This is a genomic window from Rathayibacter sp. AY2B3, assembly GCF_002931755.1.
Classification (GTDB): domain Bacteria; phylum Actinomycetota; class Actinomycetes; order Actinomycetales; family Microbacteriaceae; genus Rathayibacter.
This window is the reverse complement of sequence record NZ_PSUG01000073.1, coordinates 1-11,297: the sequence shown is the minus strand read 5'-3', so window position 1 is coordinate 11,297 and position 11,297 is coordinate 1. Positions and strand designations below refer to the sequence as shown.

Genomic DNA, 11,297 nt, shown 5'->3' with positions numbered 1-11,297 from the left:
CGAGACCCTCGACCGCCTCCGCCACGAGCCGCGTGCAGTACTCGGCACTCGTGAGATCGCCGGGGATCGGCACGGCGGTGCGCCCCTCCGCGCGGCGTCGGCGCGCGCGGGCGCCCCCTGTCGTCCGGTGTTCATCCGCGGAGCGGAGCACCGGCACGTCCGGGTCGCCGCGCCGGTCCTCCGCGCAGCCGCCGCGCCGACTACCACAGCGCCGCCCGCCCGTGTACGGGGTGGTCCCGGAGGCGCCGGTCGCCTGGGATGGAGGGGAGCGGCCCGATCCGGGTGCCGCGGACGGAGGAGCCATGCCCGACCAGTACACGTTCACGAACCCCGCCACCCAGTACCCGGACGTCACCCCGCCGGTGCAGCAGCAGCCCGAGCCCGGGCTGCAGTCGCGGATGACCCCGGTGCCGGACCTCGGTGAGGAGAGCTACCGCGGCACCGGCCGGCTCGCGGGCCGCCGCGCGCTCATCACGGGAGCCGACTCCGGGATCGGCGCCGCCGTCGCCATCGCCTTCGCCCGTGAGGGGGCCGACGTCGCCCTCGCGTACCTCCCGAGCGAGGAGGAGGACGCGCAGCACGTGATCGGGCTGATCCGCGCGGAGGGGCGCACCGCCGTGCCGATCCCCGGCGATCTCACGAGTGCCGAGTACTGCACGCGGCTCGTGGCGGAGGCGGTCGAGGGTCTCGGCGGGCTCGACGCGGTGGTCAACGTGGCCGGCAAGCAGATCTGGAAGGAGGACCTGCTCGACATCACCGACGAGCAGTTCGAGGCGACCTTCGCGATCAACGTCTTCGCTCCGTTCCGGATCATCCGCGCGGCCCTCCCGCACCTGCCCGCGGGCGCCACGATCATCAACACGGCGTCGGCGGAGGCGCACAAGCCCGCCCCCGACCGCCTGGACTACGCGATGACGAAGGGTGCGATCAACAACCTCTCGAAGGGCCTCGCGCAGCAGCTCGCCGCGAAGGGCATCCGCGTGAACGTCGTGGCACCCGGCCCGACGTGGACCGCCCTGCAGGTCAGCGGCGGCGTCGACCCCGAGAGCCTGCCCGACTTCGGCTCCAGCGAGTCGCCGATGGGCCGCGCCGCCCAGCCCGCCGAGCAGGCCCCGGCCTACGTGTTCCTGGCGTCCGCCGAGTCGAGCTTCGTCGCCGGCGAGACCCTCAACGTGAACGGGGGCATGGTCTCGCCCTGACGCGCCGCCGACGCGCGCATCGCTGCCGGGACGGACCGCTCCTGCGTGAGACACCGCCGGTACCGCGGCGTCTCGGGCAGCAGAGGGCGCCCTCGGCGGCGCCCAGCACTGGGCGAGGGCCCGCGTCAACCCTCTCCCGGGCGGCGGGGGGCGCGGGGTGACATGGAGGACATGAGAACCACGACCGTCCTCCCCATCGAGACCTACTCCGACGAGCAGGGCTGGCACAACCGCATCGCCCACGCCCGCGTCCCGCTGAGCAGCCACGACTCCCGCCAGGAGGCGGAGGAGGTCGGCGAGGAGATCGCCCAGCAGCGCGGAGGCAGGCACGTCGTCCTCGGCTGATGCCTGGAGCCGGGCGCGGCATGCCGTGCCCCGCCTCGGAAGGCGCCCGGCTCACGGAGGGCGCCCGGCTCTCGGAAGGCGCCCGGCCCGCAGACGCGCCCGCTCGCCCCGCCTCTCGCGTGTAGCGTCCCCGACCCTGCCCGGTCAACCTTCTCGACCTCCCGGCCCCCTCCTCCCTAGCGTGGCCCGTCGTGCTCGCCCCTGAGCGCGCGACGAGAGGACGACATGGCCACCACGAGCGACGCCCCCGCGACCGGAGAGGCCGGCGGCACCTCCCTGCGCCGCCGCATCACCGGCCCGCTGCTCTACTTCTTCATCCTCGGCGACGTCCTCGGCGCGGGCATCTACGCCCTCATGGGCACGCTCTCGGCGGAGGTCGGCGGAGCCGTCTGGATGCCGCTCCTGCTCGCGCTCGGCCTCGCGCTGCTGACGGCCGGCTCCTACGCCGAGCTGGTGACCAAGTACCCGAAGGCGGGAGGCGCGGCGGTGTTCGCGCAGCGGGCCTTCAAGCGTCCGATCGTCTCGTTCCTGGTCGGCTTCGCCATGCTCGCGGCCGGAGTGACCAGCGCGGCCGGTCTGTCGCTCGCGTTCGCCGGCGACTACCTCGGCACCTTCCTCGACGTGCCGACCGTGCCGACCGCGATCGTCTTCCTCATCCTCGTCGCGTGCCTCAACGCGCGGGGCGTGGCGGAGTCGCTGCTCAGCAACACGGTGATGACCGTGATCGAGGTCGGCGGCCTGCTGATCGTGATCGGATGCGTCGCGCTGCTCGTGGCGGGCGGAGGCGGCGACCTCGCCCGCACGGTCGAGCTCAGCTCCGAGCAGGCGCCGGCGCTGGCGGTGCTCGGCGCGGCGATCATCGCGTACTACTCCTTCGTCGGCTTCGAGACCTCGGCCAACATCGCCGAGGAGATCCGCGATCCCAGCCGCGTCTACCCGCGCGCGCTGTTCGGCTCGCTGCTGACGGCCGGTGCGGTGTACGTCCTGGTCGGCCTCGCGAGCTCGATCGCGCTGCCCGCCGACGAGCTGTCCGGATCCTCCGCCCCGCTGCTCGACGTCGTGACGGCGAGCGGAGCCGGAGTGCCGGCGTGGCTGTTCAGCCTGATCGCGCTCGTCGCGGTCGCGAACGGCGCGCTGCTGACGATGATCATGGCGAGCCGCGTCACCTACGGCATGGCGAAGGACGGGCTCCTCCCGGACGTGCTCGGCCGCGTGCTGCCGAAGCGCCGCACGCCGTGGGTGGCCATCGCGGTCACGACGGTGGCGGCGTGCCTCCTGACCCTGGTCGGCGACCTGGCGACGCTCGCCGAGACCGTGGTTCTGCTCCTCCTGCTGGTGTTCATCAGCACGAACGTCTCGGTGCTCGTGCTGCGGCGCGACACGGTCGAGCACGACCACTTCCGAGTGTGGACGGTGATCCCCGTGCTCGGCATCGCCTCGTGCGTGCTGCTCCTCAGCCAGCAGGACCCGATCGTCTGGCTCTACGCCGGCATCCTCCTCGTGGTCGGGATCCTCGTGCACCTGGCGACCCGCCGCTCCTCCCGCCGCACCGCCTGAGCCGCTGACGGTTCCGGCGGGGCCGCCGCTCCGCCGGACCGTCCCGCCCGAGGGCGGAGTCGCGGTCGCGGCGGCTCCGCCCCTGCCGTCCGCTGCCCAGGGCCTGCCCAGCGCGCGCGGGCAGACTGTCCGGAGCCGATGACGGCGACCGGACGAGGGAGCAGTACCCGGAACGCGACAAGACTGACTCGTAGGAGCTGTCATGTCCTGGATCGTCCTCATCCTCTCCGGTGTCCTCGAGGCCGTGTGGGCCACCGCCCTCGGCAAGTCGGAGGGGTTCACCCGGCTCGGCCCGTCGGTCGTCTTCGGAGTCGGCGTCGTCGCGAGCATGGCCGGCCTCGCCTACGCGATGCGCGAGCTGCCCACCGGCACGGCGTACGCGGTCTGGGTCGGGATCGGCGCCTCGCTGACCGTGCTCTACGGCATGTTCTTCGGCGGCGAGGGCTTCTCGCTCGTGCGCACGCTGCTGGTCCTCGGGATCGTCGGCTGCGTCGTCGGCCTGAAGCTCGTGCACTGACCGCCGGTCCGTCCTCCCCTCCGCGAGATGCCACTTCAGGACGCGACACGCCGACGGAGGCGTACCGGACTGGCATCTCGCCGAGGGTCCGAGGCCGGTGGTTGCACGACGCCGCGCGTTCCACCTAGGCTCGGCGCATCAGGGGAGAACGATCGTTCTACGGTTCTCCCCGCCCCCCAAGGAGGACTCATGCCCACTCGTACCGCACGCACCGCCTGGAACGGCTCGCTCGAGACCGGCGAGGGCCAGGTCGAGCTCTCGAGCTCGAAGATCGGCACCTACGACGTCTCGTTCCCCAAGCGCGCCGCCGACGACGCCAACGGCTCGACCAGCCCCGAGGAGCTCCTCGCGGCCGCCCACTCCGCCTGCTACGCGATGCAGTTCTCGGCCGTCCTCGGCCAGGCCGGCGGCACCGTCGAGGCGCTCGACGTCCGCGCCGACGTCTCGCTCGGCCCGGACTCGGCCGGCGGCTTCAAGCTCACCGGCATCAAGCTCACCGTGAGCGGCGAGGTCTCCGGCATCGACGAGGCCGCCTTCCTCAAGGCCGCCGACGAGGCCAAGGAGACCTGCCCCGTCAGCAAGGCGCTCACCGGAGTCGACATCACGCTCGACGCCACCTTCGAGGGCTGAGCCCCTCCGCACGTCCCGAGCACCCCGTCGCGCATCGCGGCGGGGTGCTCGGGCGTCCGGCGCGACCGCGGGCGGCTCTCGCTACGCGCGCTCCTCGATCAGCAGGAGAGGGACGCTCCGGAACGGGTCGCCGCCCTCAGACCCCTGTGCTGGTCGAGCAGCCGCTCAGCGGCGTCTCGAGCCCCCCACCGGCCCCCCCGCCGGCGTCAGACCGCCGCCGGCGCGTAGCGGAAGCCGGCGCCGAGGTGCTCCTCCGGCAGCCGGTCGCCGCGGCCGTGCAGCTTCTGGCGGAGGCTCCCCTCGACGTACTCCTCCGGGTACGCGCCGCGGCGGCGCAGCTCCGGAACGATGAACTCCACCACGTCCTCGAAGGTGCCGGGCGTGATCGCGTAGGCGAGGTTGAAGCCGTCCACGTCGGTCTCCTCGACCCACTCCTGCAGGTGGTCGGCCACCTCCGCGGGCGAGCCGACGACGAAGGGGCCGAGCCCGCCGATCACGCTGAGCCTGGCGATGTCGCGGACCTTCCACTCCGAGCCGTCCTCGTTCGCCTCCTGGAAGTTGGCGACGGCCGACTGGATCGCGTTGCTCTTCACGTTGCCGATCGGCTCGTCGAGGTCGTACTGCGACAGGTCGATGCCCATCCAGCCCGACATGAAGACCAGCGCCCCCTCCTCGCTCCCGTAGGAGAGGTAGTCGCGGTGCTTCTCGTGCGCGGCCTCGCTGGTCTCGGCGGTGATGATCGTCAGCAGGGTGTAGATCTTCGCGGAGTAGCGGTCGCGGCCGGCCGCCTCGAGAGCGTCGCGGATGCGCGAGACGGTCGCCTTCAGGCCCGCCTTCGTCGAGGACGCGACGAAGATCGCTTCCGCGTTGCCCGCCGCGAAGCGGATGCCGCGCGGCGACGCCCCCGCCTGGTAGATGACGGGGGTGCGCTGCACCGACGGCTCCGAGAGGTGGATGCCGGGGACGGTGAAGTTCTTGCCGCGGTGCCCGATCTCGTGCACCTTCGCCGGGTCGGTGAAGACGCCGGACTCGCGGTCGCGGACGACCGCGTCGTCCTCCCACGACCCCTCCCACAGCTTGTAGAGCACCTCGAGGTACTCGTCGGCGACGTCGTAGCGGTCGTCGTGCTCGAGCTGGTCCTCGTGGCCCATGTTGCGTGCGGCGCTGGGGAGGTAGCCGGTGACGACGTTCCAGCCCACGCGGCCCTTCGTCAGGTGGTCGAGCGTCGACATCCGCCGCGCGAACGGATAGGGGTGCTCGTAGGCGGTGCCCGCGGTGATGCCGAAGCCGAGGTGCTCGGTCGCGGCGGCCATCGCCGAGACGAGGAGGATCGGGTCGTTGACGGGGACCTGCGCGCCGTGGCGGATCGCCGCCTCGTTCGAGCCGCCGTAGACGTCGTAGGTGCCGAGCACGTCGGCGATGAAGATCCCGTCGAACGTGCCGCGCTCGAGCAGCTTCGCCAGGTCGGTCCAGTACGAGAGGTCCTTGTACCGCCAGGACTGGTCCTGGGGGTGGCGCCACATCCCCGAGGACTGGTGGGCGACGCAGTTCATGTCGAAGGCGTTGAAGCGGATCTGGCGGGTCATGGAGTCGATAGTGCCCAGCGGAGCCGCGAACGGGTACCGAGCGCGACGCACGGCGTCACAAAGCGACGCCCGTCGAGGCGTCCGGCGGGCCGGATGCGCCCGGCGGTCTGATCCGGGTCGCGGCCGTGACCAGGGGACGGCGACGGCGTTGTTTCGGGTACGCCCTCGATCCGGCGACGCCGCCGATCCGGGTCATCGGGAGGTGTCGGACGTCTTCGGAGTGGGAGCCGCCCGGAACGACGTCGACGCAGGCCGGTTCCCGTGGAACGACTCCTCCGCCCCCTCGCACCGCCCCCGTCCGCCGACCGGCCGGCTCCTCCTCCTACGCCAGCTCGCGCCCCAGGAAGCGCACGTGCTCGCCGATCTGGAACGCCTCGCCGCCCTCGTGGCCGTTGAAGGGGTAGACGCGGATCTCGCGGGGTCCGGCGTAGCGGTTGTAGGAGGCGTAGACGGTGGACGGCGGGCAGATGTCGTCGCGGAGCGCCACCGAGAACAGGGCGGGGGACTGCGCGTAGGGGGCGAAGGAGGTGCCGTCGAAGTACGAGAGGGTGTCGAACACGCGCGCCTCGGCGCCGCGGTGGGTGTGCAGGTACTGCACGATCTCGCCGTACGGCATCGTGTCGACCAGCCGCACGGCGTGCGGGATGTGGGAGAGGAACGGCACGTCGACGATCGCGGCGCGCGCAGACTCCGATTCGCCGAGCAGGCCCAGGATCCCGGTGACGGCCAGGGCGATCCCGCCTCCCTGGCTGCCGCCCGAGACGGCCACGCGGGAGGCGTCGACCGCGGGGTGCGCGCGCAGCACGTCGAGCGCGCGGACGGCGTCGGTGAAGACGCGGCGGTAGAAGTGCTCGGCGGGCGACTCGATGCCCTGCGTCATGAAGCCGGAGACGTGCGGCCCGCTGCCGACCGGGTCGGGCGTCGCTCCCGAGCGGTGCCCGGACCCCTGACCGCGGGTGTCCATGACCAGGTGCGCGTAGCCGGCGGCCGACATCGCGGTCCACTCCGCGAGCTGGCCGCGGCCGCCTCCGTAGCCGATGAAGGTCACGAGCCCGGGGAGGGGGCCCTCGACGCCGCGGGGGAGGATCAGCCACGCGCGGATCGGGTGGCCGCCGAAGCCGGAGTAGGTGACGTCGACGGTGTCGAGCAGCCCGAATCCGGCGTCGACCGGCTCGAACAGCGGCTCCGTCGCGGCCGCGCGCGCCTCGGCGATCGTGTCGCGCCAGAACTCGGCGAACCCGGCGGGCTCGGGGATCTCGGGGGCGTACTGCTCGAGGAGGTCGAGCGGGAGGTCGAACTGCGGCATCACGGACTCCTTCTCGGGCAGCGGCGCCCGAGGATCGAGGCTACTGGAGGGACGGGCCGACCTGGGTGCGGCGTGGGAGAACGCCGCAGGACGGAATGCCGGGGCGCCCTCCGCGTTCTCCTCAGCATGACGACGTACGGAATCATCGGAGCAGGCAACATCGGCAGCCAGGTCGCACGGGCGGTCATCGCCCTCGGGGACGAGGTGGTCATCGCGAACTCGCGCGGCCCCGAGACCCTCGCCGACCTCATCGCGGAGCTCGGCCCGAAGGCCCGCGCCGCCACGGCACAGGAGGCGGCCGAGGCCGCGGAGATCGCCGTGGTGACGGTGCCGCTGAAGAACCTCGAGGAGGTGCCGGTCGCCCCGCTCGCCGGCAAGATCGTCCTCGACACGAACAACTACTACTTCGAGCGCGACGGCCGCATCGAGGCGCTCGACAAGGGCGAGACCACGACCAGCGAGATGCTGCAGCAGCACCTCCCGGAGTCGAAGGTCGTCAAGGCGTTCAACCACATCATGGCCGCCGACATCACCACCGACGGCACCCCGGCCGGAACGCCCGACCGCCGCGCCCTCGCGACGTCGAGCGACTACCCGGAGGCGATCCACTTCGTGACCGACCTCTACGACCGGATCGGCTTCGACACCGTCGCGGTCACCCCGCTGAGCGAGTCGTGGCGCGTCGAGCGCGACCGCCCCGCCTACGTGGTGCGGCAGAACCGCGAGGAGCTCGAGGCCAACCTCGCCAAGGCCCCCCGCACGGTCTGATCCAGCCTCTCGAAGGGGAGCGGTGCTCCGGCGCCGCTCCCCTTCGGCATGTCCGGACGGCGTCGGAGGCGCGCCCGGGACGGCTCCCTCGGCGCTCGCAGCCGCCGGGCCTGCGATAGTCGAGAGGACCAGCCACGCACCAGAGAGTCCCCATCGGGCTCCGAGAGGAGAGGTCTGCCATGCCCTCGACACCCCGTTCCGTCCCCTCCCGCTCCGGGCTCTCGCGCCGCAGCGTCGTGATCGGCGGTCTCGCGGTGCTCCCGCTGCTCAGCGCCTGCACGCCCGACTCCTCCGCTCCGGACGACGCCCAGCAGGAGACGCCCCGCACCCGCACCGCGGCTCCGAGCGGGCCGGTGGCGCTCGCCCCGGACGCGCTCGCCGCGAGTGCGGCCCTGTTCGCCGCGGCTCCGCTGGTCGTCCTGGTCGAGGACGTCGCCGAGTCCCGCCTGCGCGCCGCCCAGGTGAGCATCGCCTGGGGCGTGCCGCTGCTGGTCGGCTCGGCGGGATCCGGAGCGACGGCCGACCCGACCGCGGACGCCGCGGCCGCGGGATCCACGGCCTCCGGGACGCCGTCCGCCTCCGCGACGCCGTCCGACTCGGCGGGCCCGTCCGGATCCGCGACCGCGTCCTCCTCCGCTCCGACCACCGACGCCCTCGCCGCCGAGTTCGCCCGCCTCGGCGTGACCCGGGTGCTCGCGATCGGCGACGTCACTGCGCCCGCCGGCGTCGATGTCGTCGCCTCCGCCTCCGACGCTGCCGCCCTCAGCACGGCGTCCGGCGTGACCGTGGCCGACCTGGCGCTCGCCGACCTCGCCGCCGCCGCGCCGTCCACCGCCTCCGACGCCCCCTTCGGCGCCCTCCCGCCCCGGGCCGACGCGCTGACCGGCCTGCACGGTCTGGCCCGCGCGCAGGACGCCGACGTCGCCGCACTGGCGACCGCCCGCGCGGCCGGCGTGCCCGTCACCGTGGTCGACGGCGACGACCTGCTCGCCTCGGGTGCCGCTGTGACCGCGATCGCCGGGGCCGACGCCTCCTGCACGCTGCTGCTCGGCCCCGTGCTCGCCGCTCAGCCCGAGCCCGAGTGGGCCGTGCGCGCGGCCGCGAGCGGCTGGCAGCTGCCGGGCGGCGGCCAGCGGATGTTCGGCGGACACCTCTTCGTCGCGATCTACGGCACTCCGGGTGCACCCGTCCTCGGCGTGCTGGGAGAGCAGGGACTCGAGCCCACGATCGCGCGCGCGGAGGCGGTGGCCGAGCCGTACCGGACGCTCACCGACAAGCAGGTCGTGCCGAGTCTCGAGATCATCACCACGGTCGCGGCGGGCGACCCCGGCAAGGACGGCGACTACTCCAACGAGCTCGACGCCGCCGACATCCGCCCCTACATCGACGCGGCGCAGGCGGCCGGGATGTACGTGGTGCTCGACCTGCAGTCGGGGCTGACCGACTTCCTCACCCAGGCGAAGCAGTACGCGGACCTGCTGACGCTGCCCAACGTCGGTCTCGCGCTCGACCCGGAGTGGCGCCTGCTGCCGGGCCAGAAGCCGCTGGAGCAGATCGGGCGCGTCTCGGCCGCCGAGGTCGACAGCGTGTCGGAGTGGCTGGCCGACCTGGTGCAGAGCGAAGGGCTGCCGCCGAAGATGTTCGTGCTGCACCAGTTCCGGCTGTCGATGCTGCAGGACCGCGACACCATCCGCCGAGACCGGCCCGAGCTGGAGTTCCTCATCCACGTCGACGGCCAGGGCTCGCAGCCCGACAAGCAGGCGACCTGGGACGCGCTGCACGAGGGCGCCCCCGAGGGCATCGCCTGGGGCTGGAAGAACTTCTACGACGAGGACGCGCCGATGCTCACTCCCGCCGAGACCATGGCCGAGGTCCGCCCCCTCCCCGACCTCGTCACCTACCAGTAGGCGCCGCCGCCTCTCTCCCACCCTCCCGCGAGATGCCACTTGTGAGGGCGACACGCCGCGGACGGGCGCCACAAGTGGCATCTCGCGGAGGGGAGGGCGGGCGTCAGCGGCGCAGGAGCTCGCCGGAGAGGACGCCCGCCTCGACCTCCTCGAGCGCTCGGCCGCGGGTCTCGGGCACGCGCTTCCAGATGAAGACGAGTGCGAGCAGGCCGACGGCGCCGAACAGGAAGAACGTGCCGGTGATGCCGACCCCGGAGACGAGGGTCGGGAAGAACAGGCCGAGCACGGCGTTCGTGATCCAGTGGCAGAAGATCGCGATGCCGACGCCGACGCCGCGGATCCGCAGCGGGAAGATCTCGGACAGCATCACCCAGGTGACGATGTTGAGGAAGGTCTGCATGCTGCCCACGAACGCGACGACCAGCACCAATATGACGTACGGCCGCGCCGGGTTGCCCACGGGGAGCGCGACGGAGGCGATGCCGATCAGGAAGTGCATCGCAGTGGTCAGGGAGTAGCCGAGCAGGAGGGTCGTGCGGCGGTTCATCGTCTGCATGAGCCGCAGCCCGATCAGGCCGCCGATCACGGCGATCGCCCCGGGCGCGATGTTGGCGACGAGTGCGCCGTCGTGATCGAAGCCCGCCTCCTTCAGCACCGACTGGCCGTAGTACATGATCGAGTTGATGCCGGTGAGCTGCTGGGCGACTCCGATCCCGATCCCCACCAGGAGGATGCGCACCGCCCAGCGCTCGCGCAGCGCCTGCAGCAGGGGGATCCTCGGGCCGTCCTTCGCGCCGATCGAGCGGGCGATGGTCTCGGCCTCCGCGTGGGCCCGGTCGGGCGTGCGGATGGTGGTGAGCACGTCGAGGGCCTCATCGCGGCGACCGTGCGCGATCAGCCAGCGCGGCGACTCCGGGACCCGGGTCATGCCGACGAGGAGCGCGGCGGCAGGCAGCGCGGCGACAGCGAGCATGATCCGCCAGACGCCGGGCAGCTCGCCCCAGACGGTGCCGATGACGGCGTTGGCCACGAAGGCCGCGAGCTGGCCGATCACGATCATCAGCTCGTTGCGGCCCGCGAGGGAGCCGCGGATCTCGGAGGGGGAGATCTCGGACAGGTAGATCGGCACGACCACCGAGGCGCCGCCGACGGCCAGGCCGAGGACTGCCCGTCCGAGGACCATCACGCCGAAGCCCGGCGCCACCACGCAGACCAGGGCGCCGACGAGGAAGAGCACCGCGAGCAGGCGGATCGTGGTCCGCCTCCCGAGGGCGTCGGCGAGGCGTCCGCCCGAGATCGCGCCGATCGCGGCGGCGAAGAGGAGCGAGCTGGTGACGACTCCCTCGGTCAGCGCGGTGAGGCCCAGCTCGGCCGACATCGGCTCGAGGGCGCCGTTGATGACGCCGGTGTCGTAGCCGAAGAGGAGGCCGCCGAGGGTCGCGATGAGCGCGATGAGGCCGAGACGCCGAGTCGGCGCCTCCA

The 11,297-nt window shown here is 72.7% G+C and carries 10 protein-coding genes and 1 riboswitch; of the genes, 7 read left to right on the top strand and 3 right to left on the bottom strand.

What is annotated here, in order from left to right; genetic code table 11:
• Nucleotides 1-302: 302 nt before the first annotated feature.
• The 5 genes from C5C24_RS16895 to C5C24_RS16880 all read left to right on the top strand — a co-directional run bounded on the left by C5C24_RS16895 (nt 303) and on the right by C5C24_RS16880 (nt 4,248).
• Nucleotides 303-1,199, top strand: coding sequence for an SDR family oxidoreductase (locus C5C24_RS16895; protein WP_104277938.1), 897 nt, complete (start codon nt 303-305; stop codon nt 1,197-1,199).
• A gap of 171 nt (nt 1,200-1,370) precedes the next feature.
• Entirely contained in the window at nt 1,371-1,544 is a 174-nt protein-coding gene (locus tag C5C24_RS17740) for a DUF2188 domain-containing protein (RefSeq protein ID WP_181110336.1), read from the top strand.
• 225 nt (nt 1,545-1,769) lie between these two features.
• A complete protein-coding gene (locus C5C24_RS16890; protein WP_104305522.1) occupies nt 1,770-3,101 on the top strand; it encodes an APC family permease in 1,332 nt (443 codons plus the stop codon).
• A 129-nt stretch (nt 3,102-3,230) separates the two neighbouring features.
• Nucleotides 3,231-3,294: riboswitch (guanidine-III (ykkC-III) riboswitch) on the top strand.
• 9 nt (nt 3,295-3,303) lie between these two features.
• Complete coding sequence (locus C5C24_RS16885; protein ID WP_104222377.1) at nt 3,304-3,618, top strand: multidrug efflux SMR transporter; 315 nt, start codon at nt 3,304-3,306, stop codon at nt 3,616-3,618.
• 189 nt (nt 3,619-3,807) lie between these two features.
• Entirely contained in the window at nt 3,808-4,248 is a 441-nt protein-coding gene (locus C5C24_RS16880) for an OsmC family peroxiredoxin (protein WP_104277936.1), read from the top strand.
• 206 nt (nt 4,249-4,454) lie between these two features.
• Here the strand turns inward: C5C24_RS16880 and C5C24_RS16875 are convergent, their stop codons facing one another.
• Both C5C24_RS16875 and C5C24_RS16870 read right to left on the bottom strand, forming a co-directional pair.
• Nucleotides 4,455-5,834 carry an LLM class flavin-dependent oxidoreductase gene (locus tag C5C24_RS16875; protein ID WP_104305521.1) on the bottom strand — a complete coding sequence of 460 codons (1,380 nt, stop codon included), beginning with the start codon at nt 5,832-5,834 and terminating at the stop codon, nt 4,455-4,457.
• A gap of 322 nt (nt 5,835-6,156) precedes the next feature.
• Nucleotides 6,157-7,140, bottom strand: coding sequence for an acetylxylan esterase (locus C5C24_RS16870; protein WP_104277927.1), 984 nt, complete (start codon nt 7,138-7,140; stop codon nt 6,157-6,159).
• 126 nt (nt 7,141-7,266) lie between these two features.
• On the opposite strand from C5C24_RS16870, the gene C5C24_RS16865 reads away from it, so the two are divergent.
• Nucleotides 7,267-7,908, top strand: coding sequence for an NADPH-dependent F420 reductase (locus C5C24_RS16865; protein ID WP_104277928.1), 642 nt, complete (start codon nt 7,267-7,269; stop codon nt 7,906-7,908).
• A 179-nt stretch (nt 7,909-8,087) separates the two neighbouring features.
• Complete coding sequence (locus C5C24_RS16860) at nt 8,088-9,815, top strand: hypothetical protein (protein ID WP_104305520.1); 1,728 nt, start codon at nt 8,088-8,090, stop codon at nt 9,813-9,815.
• Between the two features lie 103 nt (nt 9,816-9,918).
• Here the strand turns inward: C5C24_RS16860 and C5C24_RS16855 are convergent.
• On the bottom strand, nt 9,919-11,297 hold a 1,379-nt coding region (locus C5C24_RS16855; RefSeq protein WP_104305519.1), incomplete at its 5' end, for a sugar porter family MFS transporter.

What these genes read in the sequence shown, in the direction of transcription:
- C5C24_RS16895 (WP_104277938.1), top strand. Translation starts at nt 303, where the DNA reads ATGCCCGACCAGTACACGTTCACGAACCCCGCCACCCAGTACCCGGAC.
- C5C24_RS17740 (WP_181110336.1), top strand. Translation starts at nt 1,371, where the DNA reads ATGAGAACCACGACCGTCCTCCCCATCGAGACCTACTCCGACGAGCAG.
- C5C24_RS16885 (WP_104222377.1), top strand. Translation starts at nt 3,304, where the DNA reads ATGTCCTGGATCGTCCTCATCCTCTCCGGTGTCCTCGAGGCCGTGTGG.
- C5C24_RS16890 (WP_104305522.1), top strand. Translation starts at nt 1,770, where the DNA reads ATGGCCACCACGAGCGACGCCCCCGCGACCGGAGAGGCCGGCGGCACC.
- C5C24_RS16865 (WP_104277928.1), top strand. Translation starts at nt 7,267, where the DNA reads ATGACGACGTACGGAATCATCGGAGCAGGCAACATCGGCAGCCAGGTC.
- C5C24_RS16875 (WP_104305521.1), bottom strand. Translation starts at nt 5,834, where the DNA reads ATGACCCGCCAGATCCGCTTCAACGCCTTCGACATGAACTGCGTCGCC.
- C5C24_RS16870 (WP_104277927.1), bottom strand. Translation starts at nt 7,140, where the DNA reads ATGCCGCAGTTCGACCTCCCGCTCGACCTCCTCGAGCAGTACGCCCCC.
- C5C24_RS16880 (WP_104277936.1), top strand. Translation starts at nt 3,808, where the DNA reads ATGCCCACTCGTACCGCACGCACCGCCTGGAACGGCTCGCTCGAGACC.
- C5C24_RS16860 (WP_104305520.1), top strand. Translation starts at nt 8,088, where the DNA reads ATGCCCTCGACACCCCGTTCCGTCCCCTCCCGCTCCGGGCTCTCGCGC.